This is a genomic window from Streptococcus sp. Marseille-Q0941 (assembly GCF_943736975.1).
In the GTDB taxonomy this organism is placed as follows: Bacteria; Bacillota; Bacilli; order Lactobacillales; family Streptococcaceae; genus Streptococcus.
On the sequence record NZ_CALSFO010000003.1, the window covers coordinates 234,640 to 259,514 of the forward strand.

A 24,875-nucleotide genomic window follows, 5' to 3' on the forward strand; every position below is an offset into this window, starting at 1 on the left:
GATTAGTGTCAAACTTTTATATTGCAAATAGGAGAAAACATGACAAAAACTTTGAAACGTCCTGAGGTTCTATCACCTGCAGGGACACTGGAAAAATTGAAAGTAGCTGTTCAATACGGAGCAGATGCTGTCTTTATCGGTGGTCAGGCCTATGGTCTTCGTAGCCGTGCGGGAAACTTCACTTTCGAACAGATGGAAGAAGGAGTTCAGTTTGCGGCTAAATATGGCGCTAAAGTGTATGTAGCAGCCAATATGGTTATGCACGAAGGAAATGAAGAAGGCGCTGGAGAATGGTTCCGTAAACTACGTGACATTGGTATTGCAGCCGTTATTGTATCAGATCCAGCCTTGATTATGATTTCAGCAACAGAAGCACCAGGACTTGAAATTCACCTGTCAACACAAGCTAGTGCGACCAACTACGAAACTCTAGAATTCTGGAAAGAACTTGGCTTGACTCGTGTCGTTTTGGCACGTGAGGTTTCCATGGAAGAATTGGCTGAAATTCGCAAACGTACAGACGTGGAGATTGAAGCCTTCGTCCACGGAGCGATGTGTATCTCTTACTCTGGTCGTTGTACCCTTTCTAACCACATGAGTATGCGCGATGCCAACCGTGGTGGATGTTCACAATCTTGTCGCTGGAAATACGATCTTTACGACATGCCATTCGGTAAGGAACGTAAGAGTCTCAAGGGAGAAATTCCTGAAGAATTCTCCATGTCAGCTGTTGATATGTCGATGATTGACCATATTCCAGATATGATTGAAAATGGCGTGGACAGTCTTAAGATTGAAGGTCGTATGAAATCTATTCACTACGTTTCAACAGTAACAAACTGCTACAAGGCAGCGGTTGATGCTTATCTCGAAAGCCCTGAAAAATTTGAGGCCATTAAACAAGATTTGGTAGATGAAATGTGGAAGGTAGCCCAACGTGAATTGGCTACAGGTTTCTACTACGGAACACCATCTGAAAATGAACAACTGTTTGGCGCTCGTCGTAAGATTCCAGAATACAAGTTTGTAGCGGAAGTAGTAGCTTATGATGATGCTACACAAACAGCAACCATCCGTCAACGTAATGTTATCTATGAAGGTGACCAAGTTGAGTTCTATGGACCGGGCTTCCGTCATTTTGAGACTTATATTGAAGACCTTCACGATGCCAAAGGAAATAAAATCGATCGCGCCCCAAATCCAATGGAACTTTTGACTATCAAGGTTCCTCAACCAGTAGAAGCTGGTGACATGGTACGTGCTTTGAAAGAAGGCCTGATCAATCTTTACAAAGAAGATGGAACAAGCGTCACAGTTCGTGCCTAGATAAGGAAAAAGAATGGTTCAAGCTCAGGGCTTACTAGTTGATGATGAAAGCAGATGTGTTCATTACCATAGTGATAAGGATATTGTATCACTTCAGTGCTATGAGTGTCAGAAATACTATGCCTGTTATCAGTGTCATAATGAACTGGAGCCGCACATATTTTCTCCCTATCCTTTAAATCTGAAAGAGGATAGACCTATCTTATGTGGATCATGTGGGAAAACACTAACGTATGAGGAGTATACAGAGACGGGCACTTGTCCATACTGTGAAGCTCTCTTTAATCCAGCTTGTCAAAATCATCACTCATATTATTTTAAATAAGAAATGACAAATCCGAGTTGTAAAACTCGGTTTTTATTTTCAGAAAACAAAGAAAGGTAGTGAAAGTGGTATGAAAAGACAATAAAATTTTCTATATAATTGTCTTGAAAATCGTAAAATTGGAAATAAATGATTCGAAACGCTTCCATTACTAGTAAAAGGTTGACAAAAGCAAATTTTAGGACTAAACTAGGGAGGTAAATTTAATTTAAAAAAGGAGAATTCGTCATGAATTTAACATTTTTCGGACTTTGTCTTGCCTGTATGGGTGTATCTATTGCAGAAGGTATGATTATGAGTAATCTCTTTAAATCTGCCGCTCGTCAGCCTGAAATTATTGACCAATTACGCAGCCTTTTAATTCTTGGTGTTGCCTTTGTAGAAGGTACCTTCTTTGTAACCTTGGCGATGGCATTTGTCATTAAATAGACAACTCTATTTAGAAATGGAGGTGTCAAACCATGGAAGAAAGTTTGAATCCAACCGTTAATATTGGACCAATATCCTTTGATTTGACCCTGCTTGCCATGTCTCTTGTAACTGTTTTGATTGTTTTTGCCTTTGTCTACTGGGCAAGTCGTAAAATGACCATCCGTCCAAAGGGCAAACAAAATGCTCTTGAGATGATTTATGACTTTGTGATTGGTTTTACCAAACCAAACATTGGAGAATCATACATTAAGGATTATTCCTTGTTTCTGTTTTCTCTATTTCTGTTTATCTTGGTTGCCAACAATATTGGCTTAATGGCAAAAGTACAAACAACAAACGGTTATAACTTGTGGACTTCCCCAACAGCCAACCTTGGATACGATTTATCCCTCTCATTATTGATCACTTTGATCGCCCATGTAGAAGGAGTTCGTCGTAGAGGCGTTAAAGAATATTTGAGAGCATTTGTTACACCTGGCTTTATGACTCCGATGAACATTTTAGAAGAGTTCACCAATTTTGCTTCCTTGGCGATTCGGATCTACGGAAATATTTTTGCCGGTGAGGTTTTAGCTGGATTGCTATTAGCCTTGTCACAAAATGCTTTGTATTGGTATCCTTTTGCCTTTATCGCAAACATGTTATGGACAGCCTTTTCAATTTTCATTTCATGTATTCAGGCTTATGTATTTACCATGTTGTCATCTATGTACATTGGTAAAAAAATAAACGAAGGGGAAGAGTAAGTAGAGGAGGATTAGAAGATGGATTTAACTATTAGTACCATTATCGGTGACTTTATTCTTATCGCTGGTTCCTTCCTTTTATTAATCTTTTTAGTGAAGAAATATGCTTGGGGAAATATTTCCAGCATCTTGGATGAACGTGCTGGAAAGATTTCTTCAGATATTGATGGTGCCGAGGAAGCCCGTAAAAAGGCTGAGGAACTAGCTAGCAAACGTGAAGCTGAGCTAGCAGGTAGCCGTACCGAAGCTAAAACGATTATCGAGAATGCAAAGGGAACTGCTGAGAAAAGTAGAGCCGATATTTTAGCCGAAGCTAAACTTGAAGCAGGGCGCTTAAAAGAAAAAGCCAACCAAGAAATTGCTCAAAATAAAGCTGAAGCTTTACAAAGTGTTAAGGTAGATGTAGCTGACTTAACAATCAGTCTAGCTGAGAAAATTCTCTCTAAAAACCTTGACAGTCAGGCCCATAAAGAACTCATTGATCAGTATATCGATCAGCTAGGAGAAGCTTAATGGACAAAAAGACTTTAAAGGTAATTGAAAAATACAGCATGCCTTTTGTCCAATTGGCGATTGAAAAAGGAGAAGAAGACTCTATTTTTTCAGACTTGACTCAAATCAAGCAAGTTGCTGAAGAAACTGGCTTACCTACTTTTTTAGCTCAAGTGGAAGTAGATGAGTTGGATAAAGAAAAAACAGTTCGTTTTTTCCAAGGTTCTGTGTCACCTTTAATGCAAAACTTTATCGAGGTTCTACTTTACAATCATCGATCCAATCTTTTTTATGATGTGATTGTAGATTGCTTGAATCGTCTTGAAAAAGAAACCAATCGTTTTGAAGTGACTATTTTGTCTGCACATCCTTTGACTGACGAACAGAAAGAACGCCTCCTTCCTCTAATCGAGAAGAAGATGTCTTTAAAGGTTCGCAGTATTAAGGAAAAAATCGACGATAGTTTAATCGGTGGTTTTGTTATTATTGCCAATCACAAGACAATTGATGTGAGTATTAAACAACAACTTAAAGTTGTTAAGGAAAATTTGAAATAGAAAGTGGTGTTCTTTTGGCAATTAACGCACAAGAAATCAGCGCTTTAATTAAGCAACAAATTGAAAATTTCAAACCTAATTTTGATGTGAGTGAAACTGGTGTTGTAACCTACATCGGTGACGGGATTGCGCGTGCTCATGGCCTTGAAAATGCCATGAGTGGTGAGCTGTTGATTTTTGAAAATGGCTCTTATGGTATGGCGCAAAACTTAGAGTCAACGGATGTTGGTATCATCATTCTTGGTGACTTTACAGATATTCGTGAAGGCGACACCATTCGTCGCACGGGTAAAATCATGGAAGTCCCAGTAGGTGAAAGTCTCATTGGTCGTGTTGTGGATCCACTCGGTCGTCCAGTTGACGGTCTTGGAGAAATTCACACTGATAAAACTCGTCCAGTAGAAGCACCAGCTCCTGGTGTTATGCAACGTAAGTCTGTCTCAGAACCATTGCAAACAGGTTTGAAAGCTATTGACGCCCTTGTTCCAATCGGTCGTGGTCAACGTGAGTTGATTATCGGTGACCGTCAAACAGGGAAAACAACGATCGCAATTGACACTATCTTGAACCAAAAAGGTCAAGATATGATCTGTATCTATGTTGCGATTGGACAAAAAGAATCAACAGTTCGTACACAAGTGGAAACACTTCGTCAGTACGGAGCCTTGGATTACACAATTGTTGTGACAGCTTCAGCTTCACAACCTTCACCATTGCTATTCCTTGCACCTTATGCAGGGGTTGCTATGGCAGAAGAGTTCATGTACCAAGGTAAGCATGTTTTGATTGTTTATGATGACTTATCTAAACAAGCGGTAGCTTATCGTGAACTTTCTCTCTTGCTCCGTCGTCCACCAGGACGTGAAGCCTTCCCAGGAGACGTCTTCTACCTTCACAGCCGTCTACTTGAGCGTTCTGCTAAAGTTTCGGATGAACTTGGGGGTGGATCTATCACAGCTCTTCCATTTATCGAGACTCAAGCGGGAGATATCTCAGCTTATATCGCTACAAACGTAATCTCTATTACGGATGGACAAATCTTCCTAAGTGATAGTCTCTTTAATGCAGGTATTCGTCCAGCTATTGATGCGGGTTCTTCTGTATCTCGTGTTGGTGGTTCAGCTCAGATTAAAGCGATGAAGAAGGTTGCGGGTACTCTTCGTATCGACCTTGCTTCATACCGTGAGTTAGAAGCCTTCACTAAATTTGGTTCAGACTTGGATGCTGCTACTCAGGCTAAATTGAACCGTGGTCGTCGTACTGTAGAAGTATTGAAACAACCAGTTCATAAACCACTACCTGTTGAGAAACAAGTAACCATTCTCTATGCCTTGACTCATGGATTCTTGGATACGATATCAGTTGATGATATTGTCCGATTTGAAGAAGAATTCCATGCCTTCTTTGATGCTCAACATCCAGAGATTTTGGAAACGATTCGTGAAACAAAGGACTTGCCAGAAGAAGCAGTCTTGGATGCTGCGATTACTGAGTTTCTCAATCAATCAAGCTTCCAATAAGAATAGAGGTGTCAGATGGCAGTATCTCTAAATGATATTAAAACAAAAATCGCCTCAACAAAAAATACGAGTCAAATTACGAATGCTATGCAGATGGTTTCTGCAGCTAAGTTAGGTCGCTCAGAAGAAGCAGCACGCAACTTCCAAATCTATGCTCAAAAGGTCCGTAAACTCCTTACAGACATCCTTCACGGAGATGGCGCTGGCGGATCAACCAATCCAATGTTGATCAGTCGTCCTGTCAAGAAAACAGGCTATATCGTCATTACATCTGACCGTGGTCTTGTTGGAGGCTATAACTCTTCAATCTTGAAGGCAGTCATGGAACTTCAACAAGAATACCATCCTTCAGGTGATGATTTTGAAGTCATCTGTATCGGTGGTATGGGAGCAGACTTCTTTAAAGCTCGTGGCATACAGCCAATTTATGAATTGCGTGGTCTAGCCAGTCAACCAAGCTTCGATGAAGTTCGCAAGATTATTTCAAAAACCATTGAAATGTATCAAAATGAACTTTTCGATGAGCTCTATGTTTGCTACAACCACCACGTCAATACACTGACAAGTCAAATGCGTGTTGAGCAGATGCTTCCAATTGTCGACTTGGATCCAAATGAAGCAGATGACAACTATAGCTTGACCTTTGAGCTAGAGACTAGCCGTGAAGAAATCTTGGATCAACTATTGCCACAGTTTGCAGAAAGTATGATTTACGGTGCTATTATCGATGCCAAGACAGCTGAAAATGCGGCAGGGATGACGGCTATGCAAACAGCGACAGATAATGCTAAAAAAGTTATCAATGATTTGACCATTCAGTATAACCGTGCCAGACAGGCGGCGATTACACAAGAAATTACAGAAATCGTAGCAGGAGCTAGTGCTTTAGAATAGGCTCTAGTCCAGCTTGTATGAAAATGAACTTATACTCAATGAAAATCAAAGAGTAAACTAGGAAGCTAGCCGCAAGCTGTACTTGAGTACGGTAAGGCGACGCTGACGTGGTTTGAATTTGATTTTCGAAGAGTATTAGGACCTAGTTGAGCTAGGAACCGACAGTATCTTATACAGAATAGGAGAAGTAGATGAGTTCAGGTAAAATTGCTCAGGTTATCGGTCCCGTTGTAGACGTCATGTTTGCAGCAGGTGAGAAACTACCAGAGATTAATAATGCACTTGTCGTCTACAAAAATGACGAAAGAAAAACAAAAATCGTCCTTGAAGTAGCCTTGGAGTTGGGAGATGGTATGGTTCGTACCATCGCTATGGAATCAACAGATGGCTTGACCCGTGGTTTGGAAGTATTGGACACAGGTCGTCCAATCTCAGTACCAGTTGGGAAAGGAACTCTAGGACGTGTCTTCAACGTTTTAGGAGATACCATTGACTTGGAAGCTCCTTTTGGTGAAGATGCAGAGCGTCAGCCAATTCATAAAAAAGCACCAACTTTTGATGAATTGTCTACCTCTTCAGAAATTCTAGAAACAGGGATCAAGGTTATCGACCTTCTTGCCCCTTACCTTAAAGGTGGTAAGGTCGGACTCTTCGGGGGTGCCGGAGTTGGTAAGACCGTATTGATTCAAGAATTGATTCACAATATTGCCCAAGAACACGGTGGTATTTCTGTATTTACTGGTGTTGGGGAACGTACTCGTGAAGGGAACGACCTCTACTGGGAAATGAAAGAATCAGGCGTTATTGAAAAAACAGCCATGGTATTTGGTCAGATGAACGAGCCACCAGGAGCGCGTATGCGTGTTGCCCTTACTGGTTTGACAATCGCTGAATACTTCCGTGATGTAGAAGGTCAAGACGTTCTTCTCTTCATTGACAATATTTTCCGTTTCACACAAGCCGGTTCAGAAGTATCTGCCCTTTTGGGTCGTATGCCTTCAGCCGTTGGTTACCAACCAACTCTTGCAACAGAAATGGGTCAATTGCAAGAACGTATCACTTCAACGAAGAAGGGTTCTGTAACCTCTATCCAGGCCATCTACGTGCCAGCGGATGACTATACTGACCCAGCTCCAGCAACAGCTTTTGCTCACTTGGACTCAACAACTAACTTGGAACGTAAATTGGTTCAATTGGGGATCTACCCAGCCGTTGACCCACTTGCTTCAAGCTCACGTGCCTTGGCACCTGAAATCGTTGGAGAAGAGCACTATGCAGTAGCTGCTGAAGTGAAACGTGTTCTTCAACGTTACCATGAATTGCAAGATATTATTGCCATCCTTGGTATGGATGAACTTTCTGACGAAGAAAAGACTTTGGTTGCTCGTGCACGTCGTATTCAGTTCTTCTTGTCACAAAACTTCAACGTTGCGGAACAATTTACTGGTCAACCAGGTTCTTATGTTCCAGTAGCTGAAACAGTTCGTGGTTTCAAGGAAATCCTTGAAGGAAAATATGACCACCTTCCAGAAGATGCCTTCCGTGGAGTAGGTTCAATCGAAGACGTTATTGCTAAGGCTGAAAAAATGGGATTTTAAGAGGTGATCTATGGCTCATTTAACTGTCCAGATCGTGACACCAGATGGCCTCGTCTATGATCACCATGCCAGCTTTGTATCGGTACGAACTCTGGATGGTGAGATGGGGATCTTGCCACGACATGAAAATATGATCGCGGTTTTAGCGGTTGATGAAGTAAAGGTCAAACGCATCGATGATGATACTCATGTGAACTGGATTGCAGTAAACGGAGGAATCATTGAGATTGCCAATAATGTGATTACCATTATTGCTGACTCTGCTGAACGTGCACGTGATATCGATGTTAGTCGTGCTGAACGTGCTAAACTTCGTGCAGAACGTGAAATCGAAGAAGCACAAGACAAACACTTGATCGACCAAGAGCGCCGTGCTAAAATTGCATTGCAACGTGCTATTAACCGTATCAATGTCGGAAATAAATTATAAAATAAAAAATGAGAGTGGGACAGAAATCGGTAATTCGTTAGAATTCGATTTCGTCGTCCCACCTCCGCACAGTTGAGTAGGGCTGTAAAAGCTGATGAAATCAGCCTAGTAGAGCCCACTCAACCACTGCGTCTTGCTCGACAATCCAAAGAAAATTGAGAGGCTAGGACTTTTGTCCCAGCCTCATTTTTATTTTGTCTTAGTTAGAAAAACGAATGCAGACTGCCTCAGGAACCTGGAATTCATTAGAGAGTACTGCCAGTCTACCAGTTTCAGGATTGCGCTTAAAGACAGTAGCATTATCTGAATCCTGGTGAACAGCGATAAGGAACTCTTGGTCAGGAGTTAAATCAAAATCACGTGGATTTTTCCCATGAGTTGGAACAATCTCTAATAATTCCAAACTTCCATCTGCTAAAATACTATAGACAGCAATGGAATCATGACCTCGGTTAGAAGCATAGAGGAATTTGCCATCTTTAGAAAGACGAATGGCAGCAGTACCATTGAAACCATCATAGTCATCTGGTAAGGTTGAAATAACCTGCATTTGTTCAAATTCTCCGACTCCATCGTAAATCAATACTTCAATCGTACTATTGAGTTCACAGATAAGATAAGCAATCTTAAAATGGTGGTGGAAAACAAGATGACGAGCACCAGCGCCTGGGGTACAATTATAGGTTGCTAGTTTCGTCAACTTTCCTTCTAGATCGACATCATAGGTAATGACCTCGTCAGTACCTAAGTCACAAGTTACCAGATATTGGTCAGGAGTTAAATCAGTATAGTGTACGTGGGGAGAAGCTTGGTTTTCATGTGGACCATGGCCAGTATGTTGAACTTTGTCAGCTAGTTCAAGACTGCCATCCTCTTTACGTTTATAAACTAGGACTTGGCCTTTATGGTAGTTAGCGCCATAGACTAGACCCCTTGTCTCATCAACTGCAACATAGCAGTGAGGAGCACCTTCTTCAACGACGTGGTTTAGGAGGGTACCATCCGTTTTGTATGCTGCGATTCCACCTTTGTCATCCCGGCTTCCAACAGTATAGAGATGCTGTTGCTGATCAAAGGCTAGGTAGGTCGGACTCGGCTCGCTTGCAAATAGTTCTAGATTTGAGAGCTTGCCAGTCTCAGTATCAAAATCAGCCTCGTAAATCCCTTGGGAAGTACGTCGTGTATAGGTTCCAAAATATACTATTTCTTTCATATTCATACCTCTAGAAAAAATATAATTCAATTATAACATAAAAAGGCTTGCTAGACGAAAAATCTAAGTCAGAAAAAAGAGCTCTTCACTTGTCAAGAAGACAAATTTATCCTTTGCTAAAAGACTCTAAAAACCCCTTATTTTTCTTAAAACATGGTATAATGTTAGAACAAAGGAAAGGAAGAAAAAATGGAACAAAAAGAGAAACAATTTACCTTATCTTGGTTTTTTAAATGGTTTTTAGATAATAAGGCTGTTACAGTTTTTTTGGTGACCTTGTTGTTAGGTCTCAATATTTTTATTCTCAGTAAAATTAGCTTCTTATTTATCCCAGTTATAGACTTTTTATCAGTAGTGATGTTGCCGGTTATCTTATCAGGTCTACTTTTCTACCTCTTGAATCCACTAGTTGATTTGATGGAGAAGTACAAGATAAACCGTGTCTTAGCTATTAGCATTATCTTTATCATTATTGCCATTCTCTTGATTATTGGACTAGCCGTTGCCATTCCAAATCTTCAACGTCAAGTAGTCATTTTTGCACAAAATGTACCAAGTTATCTCGAAGATGCTGACAGAGTTATTGATGACCTTGTAACCAAACGTTTACCTGATGATTTTAAACCCCAACTAGAACAGGTTCTTGCTAATTTTTCAACACAAGCAACTGCTTGGGCAAGTAATATTTCTTCTAAGGCTGTCAACTGGGTGAGTGCTCTTATCAGTGGAACTTCACAGGTCATTGTCGCTCTCATTATCATGCCGTTTATGCTCTTTTATCTCCTTCGAGATGGAAAAGGACTTAGAGACTATATTACTCAATTTTTACCAAATAAATTGAGAGAACCAGTTGGTAAGGTATTAACAGATGTCAACCAGCAACTAGCTAACTATGTAAGAGGACAAATCGCAGTGGCTGTGATCGTCGCTATCATGTTTATCATCTTTTTCAAGATTATAGGACTTCGGTATGCTGTTACTTTAGGTATTACTGCAGGTATTCTCAATTTAGTTCCTTATCTAGGTAGTTTTCTTGCTATGATTCCAGCCCTTGTTTTGGGTTTGATTGCTGGTCCTGTTATGCTCTTAAAAGTTATTATCGTTTTCATTGTAGAGCAAACCATTGAAGGACGTTTTGTTTCCCCACTGATTTTGGGTAGCCAATTGAATATTCATCCAATTACCATTCTTTTTGTACTATTAACTTCAGGATCCATGTTTGGTATTTGGGGTGTATTGCTAGGTATTCCAATCTACGCTTCCGCAAAAGTAATCATCTCAGCAATTTTTGATTGGTATAAAGGAGTTAGTGGACTTTATGAGCCAGTAGAGGAGACTGAAGGTGAACAATAGTCAACAAATGCTCGAAGCTTTGGAGCACCAAGACCTGTCAAAAGCAGAATCTTTTTTCCAAAAAGCTTTAGAAGAAGATTCAGATGAAGTGCTTCTTGAACTTGCTGCTTATTTGGAAGGGATTGGTTTCTTCCCACAAGCAGCACAAATCTACGAGAAATTAGCACCAAAATTTCCAGAAGTCTATATCAATTTAGCTGCTATAGCTGGTGAAGATGGACTTATAGAAGAAGCTTTTGATTATTTAGAGAAGATTGGTCCGGAGAGTGAATGGTACGTATCTGCTCTCGCCTTAAAAGCAGATTTATATCAAATGGAAGGATTGACAGATGTTGCGCGTGAGAAGCTCCTAGAAGCTCGTAGCTACTCTGATGACCCTCTCCTAATATTTGGACTGGCCGAGCTAGATAGCGAGCTAGGAAACGATTTAGAAGCCATTAAAGGCTATGCTCAATTAGATAATCGTCTTATTTATGATCAAACTGGAATTTCGACCTATCAGAGAATTGGTCTTGCTTATGCACGTTTAGGTAAGTTTGAATCTGCAATCGAATTTTTAGAAAAAGCCTTAGAATTAGAATATGATGACCAAACAGCCTTTGAGCTTGCAAGTCTCTATTTTGACCAAGAGGACTACCAAAAAGCAACCTTATACTTTAAACAATTGGACACAATTTCCCCAGATTTCGAAGGATATGAGTACGGCTATAGTCAAGCACTACATAAAGAGCATCAAACAGAAGAAGCACTTAAAATAGCGCAACAGGGCTTGTCAAAAAATCCTTTTGAGACGCGGCTCTTACTCCTTGCATCTCAGCTATCTTACGAGTTGCATCAACCTGAGCAAGCAGAAGCATATCTGCTACAAGCACAAGAGAATGCTGATGACCAGGAAGAAATTTTGCTACGCTTAGCAACCATCTACCAAGAACAAGAAAGATACGAAGATATTCTAGCTTTAGCAGTCTATGATCCTGAAAACCTCTTGACTAAATGGATGATTGCTCGAAGTTATCAAGTGACTGAAGAATTAGATGCAGCCTATGATCTCTATAAGGAACTTTCTACTGATCTCATAGACAATCCAGAGTTTTTGGAGCAATATATTTATTTATTAAGAGAACTCGGCAAGCTAGAAGAAGCAAAAGGATACATCCAAGCTTATCTTCACTTAGTTCCAGATGATATGCAGATGCAGGAATTGTATAACCATTTAATGTAAGATATCCCTAATAATCGCCTTTAAAGAGGCGGTTATTTTTGATGACCTCTTTAAAAAGAATTCAAGTTTCACTATTCAAAATAAATAGATATAGTATGAATTTTGGATAATTTTTTGATATAATTGTTATAGTTATAAGTTGAATAATCAAAATGAATAAAAATAGAAAGATTGGAAATATGACAAAAGTAAAAATTGTAACGGATTCTTCGGTTACTATTGAACCAGAAGTGGTTAAAGAATTTGATATTACTGTTGTTCCTCTATCTGTCATGATTGATAGTGTCCTTTATTCGGATGCAGATCTTGAAGAAGGAGAATTTCTTCGCTTAATGCTCGCTAGTAAAAATCTTCCTAAGACCAGTCAACCACCGGTTGGACTCTTTGCAGAGATTTTTGAAGACTTGGGTAAGGACGGAAGTCAGATTTTGGCTATCCACATGTCCCATGCTTTATCAGGAACTGTGGAAGCAGCTCGCCAAGGAGCAAGTTTATCAACAGCAGACGTTACTGTATTAGATAGTTCATTCACAGATCAGGCATTGAAGTTCCAAGTTGTAGAAGCTGCTAAACTAGCTCAAGAAGGAAAAGATTTAGAAACCATCTTGGAACATGTAGAAGATGTAAAAAATCATACGGAACTCTACATCGGTGTTTCAACTTTAGAAAACCTCGTTAAGGGAGGACGTATTGGTCGTGTTACTGGCTTGTTGAGCTCTTTACTGAATATTCGAGTAGTCATGCAGATGAAAAACCATGAGCTTCAACCTATTGTTAAGGGACGTGGTTCTAAAACCTTTAAGAAATGGTTGGATGAATTAGTAGCCACTCTATCAAATCGTTCAGTAGCAGAGATTGGTATTTCTTATGCAGGTACAAATGAATGGGCAAACGAGATGAAAGCTGTTCTACAACCTTACGTTGAAAAACCAATTTCAGTCCTAGAAACAGGCTCAATTATCCAAACTCACACCGGTGAAAATGCCTGGGCGATCTTAATTCGCTATAATTCCTAAAAAAATGTGGAAAAATTGAAATAAAAGGTGTTTTTGACTTGACCTAAAAGCAATTTTAGGTTATGATTATAAGTGTTAATTAGAAATAATTTTGGAGGATTCATTAACATGGCAAACAAACAAGATTTGATCGCTAAAGTAGCAGAAGCTACAGAATTGACTAAGAAAGATTCAGCAGCAGCAGTTGACGCTGTATTCGCAGCTGTAACTGAATTCCTTTCAGCTGGTGAAAAAGTTCAATTGATCGGTTTTGGTAACTTCGAAGTTCGTAAGCGTGCAGCTCGTAAAGGTCGCAACCCACAAACTGGTAAAGAAATCAAAATCAAAGCTTCTAAAGTTCCAGCATTCAAAGCTGGTAAAGCTCTTAAAGAAGCAGTTAAATAATGATTTTATAAAAAGCCTGTCATATCAAGCATTTGAGCTTGTATGACAGGCTTTTTTTGTGTATAGGGGGCAAATAAGGGGCAAATTATAAAGAATCGAGCAAGTCTAGAATATTATCATCCATCTTTTTAGTAACGTGTGTATAGATTTTATTGGTCGTTCGAGAGTCGGAGTGACCAACTCTTGCCATAATCGCTTTTAGAGGTACATTGTTTTCTGCTAATCTACTAAACAAAGTATGCCTAAAAATATGTGAAGTCAGATGTTTATCTATTGGATTTTTTAAACGTTTATTCGCTTTCTGGATTGCTAAGTTGAAAGAATTGTTTTGGATTGGTATACCATTTTTTGTAACGAAGATAAATCCAAGATCATTGAATGTCTTTCGTGTGTTTTTAGAAAGTTCATTTATTGAGATAAACTCTTTTAAAATTTCAATTTCTCTTTTTGATAAAGAAACAGTTCTGAAGCTTGCAGCAGTTTTTGTAGTTGTTTTAAGTCCTTTTGAATACCCTACTGTTTTATCTAGAGTTCCATGGATTTTTACTATCTTATTGTCAAAATCAATATTTTCTTGTTTAATAGCAATAGCTTCACCGATTCGACATCCATTGTATGACATGAATTCTGCAAGCAAACCTAGTCTATATGTATTCTTTGTTCTGTATAATTCCTCTAGTAATCTTTTCAGTTCATCCTCTTCCAGAAATTTCTTTTCTGTCTTTTCTAAATCCTTAATAGTCTTCACTAGTTTGGGAAGCTTCGCACGCCTTGCAGGGTTGTCTTTGATGTATTCAAGATTAACTGCATAATCAAGTGATAGGTTTAAAATCATCTTATAGCGCTCTAGTTTTGAACGTGAAAGGTCAAGGTCATTTAAAAAGCGCTGAATGTATTTTGTATCGATGTTACTCACTTTCACAGATAGTTCAAAAGCCTCTTTAAAATCATTCACGCTACTAGTGAGAGAGCTGATAGAACTACCTTTAATCTCTTTCTGATAAAATGTCCACCATTCATCTAAAACGTGTTGATAAGACACATCTGTTGATTGTATGTTCTGTAAAGTTTCTTCTATGCGTTCATCCAGTAATTTCTGCGCTTCCTTTTTTGCTCTGGCTGATCCAGAATCGAGAGTTACAGAAACTCTTTTCCATTTTTCAGTGTATGGGTCTTTATATCTCTCAAAAAATTTATACTTTCCGTTAGGAAGTTCTTCCATCCACATTGCATTTACCTAACTTTTTTGATAAAATGGGTATAGAAAAGAGGGCTTTTTAATGCCATTCTTTCTATAAACAGTATATCCTCACACTTTGGCTTGCAGGCGAGTGTGGGGATTTTTTTATTTTCTATTTTTATTATAAGTGTAGATTTTTATATTTTGCTCGATAGGTATGTTAAAAAAATCTGCATCGTGCGTAACGATAGAAAAACCTTCTGACATAGCTTTTTTGAGATAAAGAGCATCATTTAAATCTAACATATGTTCTGTTAGATTTGAAATCTCTTCAAAGTCTTGAATATCAAAATCTATGATGGTCATTTTAGGAATGATTTCAGTTTCAACTGTATCAATAACATCGTCGTAAATATCTAAGAAATGCTGCGTTTTTTGATAATTGTGTTTAAAATCAAAATTTTCTTCTCGCAAGCTATGTTCTCTCAAGTACTGTTTGTACCCGGCTCTTACGAAAGTATTTACAAATTCTGAAATCGACAATGTAGTAAAGAACAATTCGTTTCCTTGACTTCTAGCTAATTCCCACATTCGATCATATCTTTTGGGAGTGCCAGTTTGTAGATAGATAAGGACATTGACATCAATAAGTAACTTTTCATCTGGTTTAAATTTGAAACGATTTAAGTCGTAGGCAGTAGTTGTCATACTCCAAGTTCCTCATCCATTTCAGCCGCAAGAATTTTTCTAAACTCTTTATCTTGTTTTCTTTTGTTTTTACTGTTTTTTATAGAACGTTCGATAGTACGACGATCGGCAGGATGTAGTGTATCTGGGTTTACTTTTATTAGTTCTTTTAACGTTTCGGCATCAGCAACATCATAGAGTTGACCGATAGCATGGTTAGAAAAAGCAGAAATTAAATCAGTAATTCCTTCAAAATCTAATGTAGTTTCTTCGTTGTTTTCGATATTAGCTTTTAATATATCAAAAACTTTATCTCCTTTAACTGACGTTACTGCGAGTGAATCACCTATTACATCTTTTATAAATAATGTTGCCATATTTTTATCTCCTTTTAAAAATTAAAGGTATCGTTACTTTCAATTCTAACATTTTTTCTAGGTTTTAAACACTTATTAATATCAAATTCCATCCAAAGTAAAGTTCCTCTAAAACGTTCAGGCATTGACTGGTGATTAGTTATTCCGGTTGGACTTATAGAATAGAAGGCCTGATTCGAAATCAATTTTAGTTGTCCACGTTGATGGAGTATATCTTTAACACTATACAAGCCAACTCCACCTTCCTTTTTTCGCTTGGTAGTATTTCCGTCTACAAAGGCCCACTCAACAGCTTCAATGTCAGAAATCATGTGTGGATTTCTTTGCTTTACTTTTGCAGGAAGACCTACACCTAAGTCAGAAATTGCTAGACGCAATATTCCTTGTTTTGGATAGTGCTGACCACAGATATAAAACCTATCTGCTCCAGAATGATCACGGACGTTATGAACAATTTCAAAGATACAGTATGATACTTCTTTTAAAAAGTCGTCCGATATCTTATTTCCGATAGCAGAGAATACCTCTTCTTTTATATATTCGCGAATAAGTTTATCATTTGAAGGAGTATCTGCAAAAAATGTGATAGTTGTATTAAATGTATCAATTAACTTTTCACCCAAGTTATAATATGGGAAGAAATTGTTTTTTTGTAGTATTTCCCTTACTTTATTTGGCATAGTTTCAATTTTTGCACCAACATTATCAGTGATTTGTAATGCCATCTCAAACATCATTGATAACAGGACGGTCATTTCTGCATCTATCCAACTTGTTCGTGAAAAATCAAAAAGAATTTCATCAAACTGAGTCGCTTTGCTGATAGCTTTAATAAATTCCAAATTTAGCAAAAAGATATTTTGATATTCTGGCTTTATCTCTGCAGGGACATTGATTGTATACTTTGCCATCTTCACGCTCCCACAATATTCTTGAACTCTTCCTGAATCATATCTTCGCCCCAGGTTGTTGAGATTTTGTGTCTTTCGGCAAACTGGTTCCAGTTGAAGTCTGATACTTCGTATTGTGCGAGTTCTTCAGAGATGAGATGTCGAATCATGAAGCGGTCTGCTTCGTTCTCATATTTGTAAAGAAGTCGTTTGTAATTGGCTGGGTCGTGGTTTATGTGCCCTAATTCGTGCAGAATGACCTCTTCGCGCTCTTTCTGGGTAAGATTACCGTTAACGTAAATGATGCGCTCATCAGGGAAATAGAAGCCTCTACGCTCCCACATGGTCTCAGGGAAGAGATAGAGTGTAACCTGGTATTCATCCAGTAACTCATTCACTTTCAATTTCGGACACCCCCAGAGAGAGTTTAATGATCTGCGCAATCTTGTCTACATCCTCATCTGATAGTGGTTTACCATCAAAGAGAACCACACGTTCACGAAGATTAGACAAGTCGACCACACGGCCGTCAGCAGTAGTGACAAGGTCGCTTGAGATAGCTGGATTGTCAGTACGACCTAGAAGATAATCAGTAGACACGTTGAAGTAGTCAGCGATTTGTTGCAATCTGTCTGATTTTGGATTTGCTTTCTTGATTCCATACAAGGAATTTCTACTAATACCAAGTTTATCTTCTAAGTCATTTAAAGAAATTCGATGCTTATCTGCTAAATCTTTAATTCTTTCAAATGCTGTAGTCATTGATTTAATAACCTTTCTAAGCATTACGAAAAAATATTTTAAGATTAATCATAAAAATACTTGACCAAAATTAAGACTAGTATTAAAATAGTATTCGTAAGCTAAAGAGTTAGCGAAACAGACGACTAAAAAAATAAAAACCTAAAAAACCGATTCCCGTCCGTTTTGAATAGGTAAACCTTACTTTTTAGTAGGTCTTTTCTCTATGTTTTTATTTTAAGACTAGTTTTAAATAAAGTCAAGAGATTAGCTAACTTTTTAGATAATTTTTTAAAAAGGAGGTTGGAGATGGAGGAAAAAGAAATATTCGAATTATTGGAATTCCTAGCTACTGATTATGGACGAGGGTATCTAGCTGGATTAGTTAACGGGATTTCAATGATTTTGAAAATTTTAAAAAAAGCAGAGTAAGTTCTCCGCTTTCATCAAATTATTTTGATAGCTTATCTACAGCCTTTTGAAGTTCTGTGATTCCGTTAACTGCTTGAGTAAGTTTATTGATATCAAGTTCACCTGTGAAAAATTTTGAAGTGATATCTACTTGCTGGCTTTGTTTTAAGGCATCCAGTTTTAATTCATGCTCTTTTTCAAGTCTTTGTAATTCGCTTTCAGATTGTTCCTTTAATTCTTTTATTTTGGAATCGGTTTGATGTTTATTTGCGAGATAAACAAGAAACGCAGGAACGCATGAAGTTAAAAAAGTTATCAAAATTTGATTAGTGTCCATGTACTCACCTCCTTTCTGCTTATATTATAGCAAAAAGGAGAGAAAGAAATAGAAAGGAAAATATATGAGTCAACAACATCAAAAGTGGATTCAACTTGTCAAAGACAAATTGAATTCAGAAGGAATGACACAAACGCACCTTGCTCGTGCTTGTGGAGTAAAGAAGCCTACCATTTCAGAATTGCTGAAATATGGTAAAGGTAGTGACAGATTAAAAAAACCGAGTGTGCGATGTCTTAGGCATTGACGAAAGCTGGGTTGATTTAGGAGAGTACGAGTCAAAATAAAGACAGCAACAGTAAAAATGTTCAAGGAACGCCCAAATGGAGACATAAGCGAGTTCATTATAGAACTAATAATCCCAAGTCGTCGGAGATATGGCGCAGTAATTAGAGAATACATTGAGTATTATAACGCTAAAAACTTTGCCAAGATCTATTTTTACGAAGTGCTAGAATTAGAGACTTCTAAAAAACTAGAGAGGAGAACAGATGAACGAACTAGAAAGAACAGCCCTCAATGAGATATTGAGGACCGTGACATATATAGCTGAAAAGTTGGATGAACTAGACTCTAAATTTTCTCAATCAGAAGAAGATGTAAAAAGTAATGCTTCATCTGCATCGTAATCAGCAGCAATAAATTGAGCTGCCGAGAGAATGAACTTTTTTAAATCCTCGATATCTTTACCATCATGTCTGCGGACGTAATGAGTCTCATCATTTCCTATCCAAGCGACGGATTTTGCTAAAGCTTGAATTTTTGGAAAATCATTCAAGTAGTCAGCGATTACTTTTCCAAGCATGATTGATTTGATGTGTTCTTCGTCAGATGGATTTTTGGAAATTACGTAGTCTTTTATGAGAAATTCGGCTGCTTTGCGATATCCGACGCCTGCTATTTGATTCAATGCCTCAGATTCAGCGACGGTTGCTTGGGAATAGATTTCGACAAAAACAGGAGAAACTTTTTCTATATTTTCAGGGAGTTTAACCTTGATTGGAGGGCGGTATGTATAATTTACCGTTGATGCACTTTCATAATTATCATTGATATATTCTATTACAAAATATTTCAAACAATCTTCAAAAGAACATCGAAAAATAACGGAAAATCTCCCTTCTTCTGAAACACTTGTTCTTTCAGAGCTTGTACTTTGTCCAACATGTAGAGGAGACATGGTTCTACCGCAGTGAGGGCATTTCGAAGGAGTATCAATTGTAACGGTTGTTCGCATATCTCTAAAATAAATCTCGACATTAAGTTTCATAAGCAATCTCCAATCGTTTTTATTTTATTATACCAAATTTAGAAAGGAATTAACATGATTCATCATTATATAACACATTATGCAAGCAATGGGAAAGATTACGCTGAAGCATGGATTCAAATAAATATTTTTGGAATGTGCTTTTGTTTATGGAAAAAGCGTACAACCATTGAACGATTGTACGCAAACGAAGATTAGACTTTCTTCCAGCCGTTGTCTTTAGCTGATGTCGGAGGTAACCGATCACCTTTTCCAATAGTTGCTGTATGACCATTAGTGACTTTTCCACCACGAGGTCCCACCTCGACATAGTGGCCGGGTTTCTGATTGTCTGTTCCAGGTTTTATTTGTTCAAAATAAAAAAAGCAGTGACCGAAATCACTGCTTATCAGCTGTAGCAAATTCATAGAGCTTTTCTGCTGTGAGAAGGGCCATTTTGTCCATGCTTGTTTTTCCTTTTCTAAGGTCAGAAACAGTAGTCCATGGAACTCCAGCACCTTGTGAAATAGAAGATGTAGACATCGAACTGTCTAATAATTCTTGAATAACTTTTCTCATATTATTTGTCCTTTTTATTTTTGAAATAAATGTATACATTGATTGCGATTATAAAAATAGCTATTGCACTAACCATTGCTTTTCTCTTTTCGTTTGATAAAATAGAGGTGTGAGGGGCTTTCGCCCCTATCTCTTAGCGTTTACCTTTTTCTTTATATTATATAACGGTATACCGAGAAAATCAAGCGTCATGCTTGGTTAGTAGGTTTTTTGATTTATAGAGAACTTGCAATAAAAGTAGAAGTGGAAATAAGAATTGAAACTATTACAAGCTATGATAAAAAATATAGATTGAAAAAATAAATGAAACAAAAAAAAACAACTCCGATTCGGAGTTGTTTTCGTCTAACCGTATACAAGTGATGCGGTTGCTTATTTGAGACCGTATTTTTTGTTGAAACGATCCACGCGTCCATCTGCTTGAGTGAACTTTTGACGTCCAGTGTAGAATGGGTGTGAGTCTGATGAAATTTCCACACGGATCAATGGGTAAGTTTCGCCTTCGAACTCAACAGTTTCGCTAGAGCGTTTTGTTGAACCGCTAAGGAATTTGTAACCAGTAGTTGTGTCCATGAAGACAACTGGGCGATATTCTGGATGGATATCTTTTTTCATTTTGCAATATTTCCTTTCTGCCATGGTCTCTTTGCGAGCCATAGATTGTTACCATACTAGTCTATCAGATTCTGAAAAGTTTGGCAAGCTTTTTATCTATTTTTCAGCAAGTTTTTTAATTTTTGGTAGATGAGTTCATTCTCATCTAAACTATAAGAATTTGCGCCACTAGCAAGGGGATGGCCTCCTCCGTCGTGTTGTTTGGCAATTTCATTGATAGGAGTGATTTTACTGCGCATTCGCACACGGAAGTGACCATCAGCTTGTTCAACAAAGATGGCCCAAGCCTTAACAGTATCAATTCGACCAGGTGCTCCAACAATCGCTGCTGTTTCAGCATCTGTAACCTTATATCTTTTCAAGATTTCTTGAGTAAGCAGAACGCGTGCGGCTCCGTTTTCATCAACTTCTAAGTGATCATAGACATAGCCTTGAAGTTTTGCAATCTTGAAGCTCATGGTATCCATTTGACGAGACAATCCAGCAAAGTCAAAATCAACTTCTCGGAGCTGGGCAGCTATTCTAAAGGTACGAGCACTAGTTGACGGGTAGAGAAAACGCCCAGTGTCCCCGACAATTCCTGCATAGAGAAGTCGTGCCGCTTCACTAGACAAAGCCAGCTGATTTTCTTGAGCAAATAGAGTAATCATCTCACTGGCACTGCTTGAACTTGTATCCACCCAAGATAGGTCACCATAAACATCATCATTTGGATGGTGATCGATTTTGATGGTGAAATCAGCTTGTTCATAGCGTTTATCATCGATACGCGGACGATTCGCTGTATCACAAATAATAGCAAGAGCTTCGTGGTAGTCACTGTCTTGGACAGTATCCATTTCCGCCATCCAAGTCAAAGTCGGTTCATTATAGCCAACAGCTTTGATGGTCTTTTCTGGAAAATGGTGTGTAAGAAGAGCTTTCAAGCCTACCTGACTCCCTATGGCATCGGGATCTGGTTTCATATGACGGTGAATGATAATCGTATCGTATGCTTTGATTTTTTCTAAAATTTGGTGACAAATTTCCATGATGAACCTCAATTCTTTCTCATTTCATTGTAGCACAAGAGTTTTTATTTTTAAAATGAAAAAGATGTGATATAATGGAGAAAGATTAATTGAGGAGGATCTTATGGCATTAGCAAAAATTGTATTTGCCAGTATGACCGGTAATACTGAAGAAATCGCAGATATTGTAGCAGATAAATTAAGAGAATGTGGGTTAGATGTCGATGTTGATGAGTGTACAACTGTTGACGCTTCTGACTTTTTAGAAGCAGACATCGCCATTGTAGCAACTTATACATACGGAGATGGAGAATTACCAGATGAGATGATGGACTTCTACGAAGATCTAGCAGACCTCAACTTGAGCGGTAAAATCTATGGTGTAGTCGGTTCAGGTGATACTTTCTACGATGAATTCTGTAAAGCTGTTGATGACTTTGACCGAGTATTTGTAGCTACAGGAGCTGAAAAGGGTTCAGAGTGCGTTAAAGTTGACCTTTCTGCTGAGGAAGAAGATATTGAACGCTTGGAGCAATTCGCAGAAGAATTAGCTTCTAAAGTGGGATAAGCATGAAGTTGCACTGATGAACATTGTCAGTGCAGTTTTTATTCATGAGGCTTAAGATTTGACTAGCCTATGTAGTGCTTTTTTGGGACTATAGTTCAATTAAAAAGGAGACCCTATGGATTTAGAGATTATTAGACAAGAAATCGATAAAATCGATGACCAAATCGTCCAACTTTTAGAAGAGAGGATGCAGTTAGTTGAAGGCGTAGTTGCTTATAAAAAAGCTTCAGGGAAACCTATTCTAGACACTAAAAGAGAAGAAGTTATCTTTGAGAAAGTCAGAAGTCGTGTCAGCAATAAAAAGTACGAAGATACAATTGTAGCGATTTTTTCAGATATTCTCAAACGCTCACGTGATTATCAGGATAAAAACATCATATGAAAAAAGAACACTTTTACCCACTAGGAATCTTTCTAGCTGGTATGCTGGGAGGAATTGTGCGTTTTCAGATTTCGAAATGGTTGCCATCTAGTCCAGACTTCCCTTGGGGGACACTCCTTGTCAACTATTTAGGGATTTTCTGTTTAGTCTACCTTGTAAAAGGTTATCTGGTTTATAAGGGTAGCAGTAAAGGTCTTATTCTAGCGCTTGGAACAGGCTTTTGTGGGGGCTTAACGACATTTTCTAGTTTACTATTAGATGCAGTGAAATTGCTGGACACAGGGCGGTACCTTAGTTTGCTTACGTATTTGATTTTGAGTATCGGCGGTGGGCTTTTATTTGCTTATTGTCTAGGGAGGAAGAAATGGTAGTATTTTATCTGGCGCTTGCCTGTGGACTGGGTGCCCTTGTTCGTTATTTCTTTTCCCGTTATAATCAAGATTCCATCTTGCCATTAGGTACACTCATAGCTAATTTTCTCGGTTGTTTTTTGATTGGATTATGCTACAACCATGTAGAATCAAAAGAAGTCTATTCTATACTTGCTACTGGTTTTTGTGGTGGCTTGACGACTTTTTCAACCTTGAATGATGAACTCCAAAAACTGCTAAGTGACAAGAAGGCATTTTATAGTTATTTATTATTAACCTACTTGCTTGGTTTTCTTGCGATTTTTTTAGGAATTCTGCTATAAATTTCTTTACTTTTCTGTGGAAATTTGATAAACTGTATTTTGTGTGTAATGGACGCACAAAAATACAGTTTATCCGCTGAGGAAGTTTCCTCAAGATTGACAAAGATAGGAGAATAAAATGAATCCATTAATCCAAAGCTTGACTGAAGGTCAACTTCGTACAGATATCCCTTCATTCCGTCCTGGTGACACTGTTCGTGTACACGCGAAAGTTGTCGAAGGAAACCGTGAACGCGTTCAGATCTTTGAAGGTGTTGTTATTGCACGTAAAGGTGCTGGCATCTCAGAAAACTACACAGTTCGTAAAATCTCTAACGGTGTAGGTGTTGAACGTATCTTCCCAATCCACACTCCACGTGTTGAAAAGATCGAAGTTGTTCGTTACGGTAAAGTACGTCGTGCGAAATTGTACTACTTGCGTGCTCTTCAAGGTAAGGCAGCTCGTATCAAAGAAATCCGTCGTTAATTCGACTAAAAAACTCTGCTTACTCAGCAGGGTTTTTCTCTAGCTCCCTTAGTTCAATGGATATAACAACTCCCTCCTAAGGAGTAGTTGCAGGTTCGATTCCTGCAGGGAGCGAAACTAGTCACAAAAACACTGGATAACCAGTGTTTTTTCTTGCTTTTATATCTCATAAGAAACCCTGAAAATATATAGAGAGCAAGGAAACCGCTCTCTTTTTATGTTATAATAGGCACAGAATGTTTAGGAGAAAGAGATGAAAAAAGGCTTATTAATAGGCTGCTTATCCGTAGTAATCCCAATTGCAATGCTCATAATCCTTAGTCCTATTTTTGCAATGATGGACATGTGGGGGCTATTTGCCCATGCAAGTCGGAATGAATTTGAGCAAGCTGTGCATCGTTCTTATGAGAACTACGGTCTTACAGGTCAGTTTGAGTTAGAAAAATATGAAAAAAACTATACAAGTGTAGGAGGATTTGTAATCCATGGTACTTACACTGAAAATATAGATGGTAAAACCTATCAGGCTAATTCTCGATTTGAATACTATACTCGTCCTTCGGAAAACAAAAAGTATAAAAAGACGGATGCAGAAGTAGATTATGAACAAAACAAAAAAATTTATCACGCTTTTCCAGAATTAGCTTATTTAGGAATTGAGATTAGTCCAGGCACCAGCGAATTTTTAAAAAAATTGGAGAATTCAATAACAGACCCTAAAATGACTGCTTTGAAGTACGAAGGGATTGATTTTCAATTTAATAGTAAATCTGGCAACATGTATCTTTATGATAAAATCTTAGAGGAAAATCAAAGAAATGGACAAGCATTACAAGGGATGTATCCTATGGATGCTCAATATCTTTTCCAAAAAGATATTTTTATACCAAAATTTCAATTTCGATACTACACTCCAGAAGACAAGAAGGATCAGTTATATGATGCCTATCTTGAAGGCCTTGAATCGCAAATGAAAGAGTTTTTTAACAATCAACCCTTACCAAGCGGTCTTTATGCTGTAAAGATTGATAAATATGAAGGCGATAAACTTGTCAATAATAGCGGTGGCTATTATGTAAAGATTGAGAATCATCAGATTGTGGAGTTTATCAAAGATTTACAGTAGGAGTTACTATGATAAGGCTCTTCAACTGTTCAGAATTTAAGAGAAAGAGGGTTTA

At 38.2% G+C, this 24,875-nt stretch carries 34 protein-coding genes, 1 tRNA gene and 1 pseudogene; 23 read left to right on the forward strand and 13 right to left on the reverse strand.

What is annotated here, in order from left to right:
- Positions 1-39: 39 nt before the first annotated feature.
- The 10 genes from NGI26_RS03010 to NGI26_RS03055 all read left to right on the forward strand — a co-directional run bounded on the left by NGI26_RS03010 (position 40) and on the right by NGI26_RS03055 (position 8,320).
- Entirely contained in the window at positions 40-1,326 is a 1,287-nt protein-coding gene (locus NGI26_RS03010) for a peptidase U32 family protein (protein WP_251935760.1), read from the forward strand.
- A gap of 13 nt (positions 1,327-1,339) precedes the next feature.
- A complete protein-coding gene (locus tag NGI26_RS03015) occupies positions 1,340-1,651 on the forward strand; it encodes a CHY zinc finger protein (RefSeq protein ID WP_251935762.1) in 312 nt (103 codons plus the stop codon).
- Positions 1,652-1,879: 228 nt separating this feature from the next.
- Positions 1,880-2,080, forward strand: a complete 201-nt coding sequence (locus NGI26_RS03020) for a F0F1 ATP synthase subunit C (protein ID WP_061863189.1) — start codon at positions 1,880-1,882, stop codon at positions 2,078-2,080.
- Positions 2,081-2,112: 32 nt separating this feature from the next.
- The gene (atpB, locus tag NGI26_RS03025; RefSeq protein ID WP_251935765.1) at positions 2,113-2,829 is read left to right on the forward strand and encodes a F0F1 ATP synthase subunit A; all 717 of its coding nucleotides are present in this window, start codon (positions 2,113-2,115) and stop codon (positions 2,827-2,829) included.
- Between the two features lie 18 nt (positions 2,830-2,847).
- A complete protein-coding gene (gene atpF / locus NGI26_RS03030; RefSeq protein ID WP_251935767.1) occupies positions 2,848-3,342 on the forward strand; it encodes a F0F1 ATP synthase subunit B in 495 nt (164 codons plus the stop codon).
- Complete coding sequence (locus tag NGI26_RS03035) at positions 3,342-3,878, forward strand: F0F1 ATP synthase subunit delta (protein ID WP_251935769.1); 537 nt, start codon at positions 3,342-3,344, stop codon at positions 3,876-3,878. Before atpF ends, NGI26_RS03035 begins: the two co-directional genes overlap by 1 nt.
- A 14-nt stretch (positions 3,879-3,892) precedes the next feature.
- Positions 3,893-5,398, forward strand: coding sequence for a F0F1 ATP synthase subunit alpha (atpA, locus tag NGI26_RS03040; RefSeq protein WP_214261797.1), 1,506 nt, complete (start codon positions 3,893-3,895; stop codon positions 5,396-5,398).
- Positions 5,399-5,413: 15 nt separating this feature from the next.
- Entirely contained in the window at positions 5,414-6,292 is an 879-nt protein-coding gene (locus tag NGI26_RS03045; protein ID WP_004253324.1) for a F0F1 ATP synthase subunit gamma, read from the forward strand.
- Between the two features lie 191 nt (positions 6,293-6,483).
- Positions 6,484-7,890 (forward strand): F0F1 ATP synthase subunit beta, encoded by a 1,407-nt coding sequence (atpD, locus tag NGI26_RS03050; protein ID WP_251935781.1) that lies wholly within the window; start codon positions 6,484-6,486, stop codon positions 7,888-7,890.
- Between the two features lie 10 nt (positions 7,891-7,900).
- The gene (locus tag NGI26_RS03055; protein WP_006148659.1) at positions 7,901-8,320 is read left to right on the forward strand and encodes a F0F1 ATP synthase subunit epsilon; all 420 of its coding nucleotides are present in this window, start codon (positions 7,901-7,903) and stop codon (positions 8,318-8,320) included.
- 199 nt (positions 8,321-8,519) lie between these two features.
- Here NGI26_RS03055 and NGI26_RS03060 read toward each other — a convergent pair whose 3' ends face one another.
- A complete protein-coding gene (locus NGI26_RS03060; RefSeq protein ID WP_251935783.1) occupies positions 8,520-9,533 on the reverse strand; it encodes a lactonase family protein in 1,014 nt (337 codons plus the stop codon).
- Positions 9,534-9,722: 189 nt separating this feature from the next.
- Here NGI26_RS03060 and NGI26_RS03065 point away from each other — a divergent pair, with 189 nt between their 5' ends.
- From NGI26_RS03065 to hbs, 4 genes are all read left to right on the forward strand, one after another.
- Positions 9,723-10,886 carry an AI-2E family transporter gene (locus tag NGI26_RS03065; RefSeq protein ID WP_251935795.1) on the forward strand — a complete coding sequence of 388 codons (1,164 nt, stop codon included), beginning with the start codon at positions 9,723-9,725 and terminating at the stop codon, positions 10,884-10,886.
- Positions 10,876-12,108, forward strand: a complete 1,233-nt coding sequence (locus NGI26_RS03070) for a tetratricopeptide repeat protein (RefSeq protein WP_251935798.1) — start codon at positions 10,876-10,878, stop codon at positions 12,106-12,108. The genes NGI26_RS03065 and NGI26_RS03070 overlap by 11 nt, the downstream gene beginning before the upstream one ends.
- Before the next feature lie 179 nt (positions 12,109-12,287).
- Positions 12,288-13,124 carry a DegV family protein gene (locus tag NGI26_RS03075; protein WP_251935800.1) on the forward strand — a complete coding sequence of 279 codons (837 nt, stop codon included), beginning with the start codon at positions 12,288-12,290 and terminating at the stop codon, positions 13,122-13,124.
- A 108-nt stretch (positions 13,125-13,232) separates the two neighbouring features.
- Positions 13,233-13,508, forward strand: a complete 276-nt coding sequence (hbs, locus tag NGI26_RS03080) for a non-specific DNA-binding protein Hbs (protein WP_004253345.1) — start codon at positions 13,233-13,235, stop codon at positions 13,506-13,508.
- Between the two features lie 85 nt (positions 13,509-13,593).
- On the opposite strand, the gene NGI26_RS03085 is transcribed toward hbs, so the two are convergent.
- The 6 genes from NGI26_RS03085 to NGI26_RS03110 form a co-directional block, all read right to left on the reverse strand.
- Entirely contained in the window at positions 13,594-14,736 is a 1,143-nt protein-coding gene (locus NGI26_RS03085; RefSeq protein WP_251935802.1) for a tyrosine-type recombinase/integrase, read from the reverse strand.
- Positions 14,737-14,853: 117 nt separating this feature from the next.
- A complete protein-coding gene (locus NGI26_RS03090) occupies positions 14,854-15,396 on the reverse strand; it encodes a type II toxin-antitoxin system VapC family toxin (RefSeq protein WP_251935804.1) in 543 nt (180 codons plus the stop codon).
- The gene (locus NGI26_RS03095; RefSeq protein ID WP_216730386.1) at positions 15,393-15,752 is read right to left on the reverse strand and encodes an STAS-like domain-containing protein; all 360 of its coding nucleotides are present in this window, start codon (positions 15,750-15,752) and stop codon (positions 15,393-15,395) included. Before NGI26_RS03095 ends, NGI26_RS03090 begins: the two co-directional genes overlap by 4 nt.
- Positions 15,753-15,766: 14 nt before the next feature.
- Complete coding sequence (locus NGI26_RS03100; protein ID WP_251935806.1) at positions 15,767-16,663, reverse strand: ATP-binding protein; 897 nt, start codon at positions 16,661-16,663, stop codon at positions 15,767-15,769.
- A gap of 2 nt (positions 16,664-16,665) precedes the next feature.
- Positions 16,666-16,986 carry an ImmA/IrrE family metallo-endopeptidase gene (locus NGI26_RS03105; RefSeq protein ID WP_251937170.1) on the reverse strand — a complete coding sequence of 107 codons (321 nt, stop codon included), beginning with the start codon at positions 16,984-16,986 and terminating at the stop codon, positions 16,666-16,668.
- A gap of 46 nt (positions 16,987-17,032) precedes the next feature.
- Entirely contained in the window at positions 17,033-17,404 is a 372-nt protein-coding gene (locus tag NGI26_RS03110; protein WP_251935808.1) for a helix-turn-helix domain-containing protein, read from the reverse strand.
- A 288-nt stretch (positions 17,405-17,692) separates the two neighbouring features.
- Here NGI26_RS03110 and NGI26_RS09190 point away from each other — a divergent pair, with 288 nt between their 5' ends.
- Positions 17,693-17,815, forward strand: coding sequence for a hypothetical protein (locus NGI26_RS09190; RefSeq protein ID WP_286009830.1), 123 nt, complete (start codon positions 17,693-17,695; stop codon positions 17,813-17,815).
- 19 nt (positions 17,816-17,834) lie between these two features.
- Here NGI26_RS09190 and NGI26_RS03115 read toward each other — a convergent pair whose 3' ends face one another.
- Positions 17,835-18,131: a hypothetical protein gene (locus NGI26_RS03115; RefSeq protein WP_251935810.1), complete on the reverse strand. Its 297-nt coding sequence runs from the start codon at positions 18,129-18,131 to the stop codon at positions 17,835-17,837.
- Between the two features lie 64 nt (positions 18,132-18,195).
- Between NGI26_RS03115 and NGI26_RS09245 the strand changes: the two are divergent.
- A pseudogene (locus NGI26_RS09245) lies at positions 18,196-18,418 on the forward strand (helix-turn-helix domain-containing protein).
- A 296-nt stretch (positions 18,419-18,714) separates the two neighbouring features.
- On the opposite strand, the gene NGI26_RS03120 reads toward NGI26_RS09245, so the two are convergent.
- The 5 genes from NGI26_RS03120 to NGI26_RS03140 form a co-directional block, all read right to left on the reverse strand.
- Positions 18,715-19,401 (reverse strand): DUF4145 domain-containing protein, encoded by a 687-nt coding sequence (locus NGI26_RS03120; RefSeq protein ID WP_251935812.1) that lies wholly within the window; start codon positions 19,399-19,401, stop codon positions 18,715-18,717.
- 194 nt (positions 19,402-19,595) lie between these two features.
- Entirely contained in the window at positions 19,596-19,748 is a 153-nt protein-coding gene (locus NGI26_RS03125; protein WP_251937173.1) for a YjzC family protein, read from the reverse strand.
- A 31-nt stretch (positions 19,749-19,779) separates the two neighbouring features.
- Positions 19,780-19,959, reverse strand: a complete 180-nt coding sequence (locus NGI26_RS03130) for a hypothetical protein (RefSeq protein ID WP_251935814.1) — start codon at positions 19,957-19,959, stop codon at positions 19,780-19,782.
- A 372-nt stretch (positions 19,960-20,331) separates the two neighbouring features.
- Positions 20,332-20,574: a type B 50S ribosomal protein L31 gene (locus tag NGI26_RS03135; RefSeq protein WP_004253349.1), complete on the reverse strand. Its 243-nt coding sequence runs from the start codon at positions 20,572-20,574 to the stop codon at positions 20,332-20,334.
- Between the two features lie 92 nt (positions 20,575-20,666).
- The gene (locus NGI26_RS03140; protein WP_251935816.1) at positions 20,667-21,605 is read right to left on the reverse strand and encodes a DHH family phosphoesterase; all 939 of its coding nucleotides are present in this window, start codon (positions 21,603-21,605) and stop codon (positions 20,667-20,669) included.
- Positions 21,606-21,708: 103 nt separating this feature from the next.
- On the opposite strand from NGI26_RS03140, the gene NGI26_RS03145 reads away from it, so the two are divergent.
- From NGI26_RS03145 to NGI26_RS03175, 7 genes are all read left to right on the forward strand, one after another.
- Positions 21,709-22,152, forward strand: a complete 444-nt coding sequence (locus tag NGI26_RS03145; RefSeq protein ID WP_251935818.1) for a flavodoxin — start codon at positions 21,709-21,711, stop codon at positions 22,150-22,152.
- A 115-nt stretch (positions 22,153-22,267) separates the two neighbouring features.
- Positions 22,268-22,534, forward strand: coding sequence for a chorismate mutase (locus tag NGI26_RS03150; RefSeq protein WP_251935821.1), 267 nt, complete (start codon positions 22,268-22,270; stop codon positions 22,532-22,534).
- Positions 22,531-22,905, forward strand: a complete 375-nt coding sequence (gene crcB / locus NGI26_RS03155; RefSeq protein ID WP_251935833.1) for a fluoride efflux transporter CrcB — start codon at positions 22,531-22,533, stop codon at positions 22,903-22,905. The genes NGI26_RS03150 and crcB (NGI26_RS03155) overlap by 4 nt, the downstream gene beginning before the upstream one ends.
- Entirely contained in the window at positions 22,899-23,228 is a 330-nt protein-coding gene (gene crcB, locus NGI26_RS03160; RefSeq protein WP_251935835.1) for a fluoride efflux transporter CrcB, read from the forward strand. The genes crcB (NGI26_RS03155) and crcB (NGI26_RS03160) overlap by 7 nt, the downstream gene beginning before the upstream one ends.
- 118 nt (positions 23,229-23,346) lie before the next feature.
- Positions 23,347-23,694 (forward strand): 50S ribosomal protein L19, encoded by a 348-nt coding sequence (rplS, locus tag NGI26_RS03165; RefSeq protein ID WP_001068670.1) that lies wholly within the window; start codon positions 23,347-23,349, stop codon positions 23,692-23,694.
- A gap of 42 nt (positions 23,695-23,736) precedes the next feature.
- Positions 23,737-23,808: transfer RNA gene (locus NGI26_RS03170), tRNA-Arg, on the forward strand.
- A gap of 139 nt (positions 23,809-23,947) precedes the next feature.
- Positions 23,948-24,820: a hypothetical protein gene (locus NGI26_RS03175; protein ID WP_251935837.1), complete on the forward strand. Its 873-nt coding sequence runs from the start codon at positions 23,948-23,950 to the stop codon at positions 24,818-24,820.
- Positions 24,821-24,875 lie beyond the last annotated feature (55 nt).

What these genes read in the sequence shown, in the direction of transcription:
- NGI26_RS03010 (WP_251935760.1), top strand. Translation starts at nt 40, where the DNA reads ATGACAAAAACTTTGAAACGTCCTGAGGTTCTATCACCTGCAGGGACA.
- NGI26_RS03015 (WP_251935762.1), top strand. Translation starts at nt 1,340, where the DNA reads ATGGTTCAAGCTCAGGGCTTACTAGTTGATGATGAAAGCAGATGTGTT.
- NGI26_RS03020 (WP_061863189.1), top strand. Translation starts at nt 1,880, where the DNA reads ATGAATTTAACATTTTTCGGACTTTGTCTTGCCTGTATGGGTGTATCT.
- atpB (WP_251935765.1), top strand. Translation starts at nt 2,113, where the DNA reads ATGGAAGAAAGTTTGAATCCAACCGTTAATATTGGACCAATATCCTTT.
- atpF (WP_251935767.1), top strand. Translation starts at nt 2,848, where the DNA reads ATGGATTTAACTATTAGTACCATTATCGGTGACTTTATTCTTATCGCT.
- NGI26_RS03035 (WP_251935769.1), top strand. Translation starts at nt 3,342, where the DNA reads ATGGACAAAAAGACTTTAAAGGTAATTGAAAAATACAGCATGCCTTTT.
- NGI26_RS03045 (WP_004253324.1), top strand. Translation starts at nt 5,414, where the DNA reads ATGGCAGTATCTCTAAATGATATTAAAACAAAAATCGCCTCAACAAAA.
- atpD (WP_251935781.1), top strand. Translation starts at nt 6,484, where the DNA reads ATGAGTTCAGGTAAAATTGCTCAGGTTATCGGTCCCGTTGTAGACGTC.
- NGI26_RS03055 (WP_006148659.1), top strand. Translation starts at nt 7,901, where the DNA reads ATGGCTCATTTAACTGTCCAGATCGTGACACCAGATGGCCTCGTCTAT.
- NGI26_RS03060 (WP_251935783.1), bottom strand. Translation starts at nt 9,533, where the DNA reads ATGAAAGAAATAGTATATTTTGGAACCTATACACGACGTACTTCCCAA.
- NGI26_RS03065 (WP_251935795.1), top strand. Translation starts at nt 9,723, where the DNA reads ATGGAACAAAAAGAGAAACAATTTACCTTATCTTGGTTTTTTAAATGG.
- NGI26_RS03075 (WP_251935800.1), top strand. Translation starts at nt 12,288, where the DNA reads ATGACAAAAGTAAAAATTGTAACGGATTCTTCGGTTACTATTGAACCA.
- hbs (WP_004253345.1), top strand. Translation starts at nt 13,233, where the DNA reads ATGGCAAACAAACAAGATTTGATCGCTAAAGTAGCAGAAGCTACAGAA.
- NGI26_RS03085 (WP_251935802.1), bottom strand. Translation starts at nt 14,736, where the DNA reads ATGTGGATGGAAGAACTTCCTAACGGAAAGTATAAATTTTTTGAGAGA.
- NGI26_RS03090 (WP_251935804.1), bottom strand. Translation starts at nt 15,396, where the DNA reads ATGACAACTACTGCCTACGACTTAAATCGTTTCAAATTTAAACCAGAT.
- NGI26_RS03095 (WP_216730386.1), bottom strand. Translation starts at nt 15,752, where the DNA reads ATGGCAACATTATTTATAAAAGATGTAATAGGTGATTCACTCGCAGTA.
- NGI26_RS03100 (WP_251935806.1), bottom strand. Translation starts at nt 16,663, where the DNA reads ATGGCAAAGTATACAATCAATGTCCCTGCAGAGATAAAGCCAGAATAT.
- NGI26_RS03105 (WP_251937170.1), bottom strand. Translation starts at nt 16,986, where the DNA reads ATGTGGGAGCGTAGAGGCTTCTATTTCCCTGATGAGCGCATCATTTAC.
- NGI26_RS03110 (WP_251935808.1), bottom strand. Translation starts at nt 17,404, where the DNA reads ATGACTACAGCATTTGAAAGAATTAAAGATTTAGCAGATAAGCATCGA.
- NGI26_RS09190 (WP_286009830.1), top strand. Translation starts at nt 17,693, where the DNA reads ATGGAGGAAAAAGAAATATTCGAATTATTGGAATTCCTAGCTACTGAT.
- NGI26_RS03115 (WP_251935810.1), bottom strand. Translation starts at nt 18,131, where the DNA reads ATGGACACTAATCAAATTTTGATAACTTTTTTAACTTCATGCGTTCCT.
- NGI26_RS03120 (WP_251935812.1), bottom strand. Translation starts at nt 19,401, where the DNA reads ATGAAACTTAATGTCGAGATTTATTTTAGAGATATGCGAACAACCGTT.
- NGI26_RS03130 (WP_251935814.1), bottom strand. Translation starts at nt 19,959, where the DNA reads ATGAGAAAAGTTATTCAAGAATTATTAGACAGTTCGATGTCTACATCT.
- NGI26_RS03135 (WP_004253349.1), bottom strand. Translation starts at nt 20,574, where the DNA reads ATGAAAAAAGATATCCATCCAGAATATCGCCCAGTTGTCTTCATGGAC.
- NGI26_RS03140 (WP_251935816.1), bottom strand. Translation starts at nt 21,605, where the DNA reads ATGGAAATTTGTCACCAAATTTTAGAAAAAATCAAAGCATACGATACG.
- NGI26_RS03145 (WP_251935818.1), top strand. Translation starts at nt 21,709, where the DNA reads ATGGCATTAGCAAAAATTGTATTTGCCAGTATGACCGGTAATACTGAA.
- NGI26_RS03150 (WP_251935821.1), top strand. Translation starts at nt 22,268, where the DNA reads ATGGATTTAGAGATTATTAGACAAGAAATCGATAAAATCGATGACCAA.
- crcB (WP_251935833.1), top strand. Translation starts at nt 22,531, where the DNA reads ATGAAAAAAGAACACTTTTACCCACTAGGAATCTTTCTAGCTGGTATG.
- crcB (WP_251935835.1), top strand. Translation starts at nt 22,899, where the DNA reads ATGGTAGTATTTTATCTGGCGCTTGCCTGTGGACTGGGTGCCCTTGTT.
- rplS (WP_001068670.1), top strand. Translation starts at nt 23,347, where the DNA reads ATGAATCCATTAATCCAAAGCTTGACTGAAGGTCAACTTCGTACAGAT.
- NGI26_RS03175 (WP_251935837.1), top strand. Translation starts at nt 23,948, where the DNA reads ATGAAAAAAGGCTTATTAATAGGCTGCTTATCCGTAGTAATCCCAATT.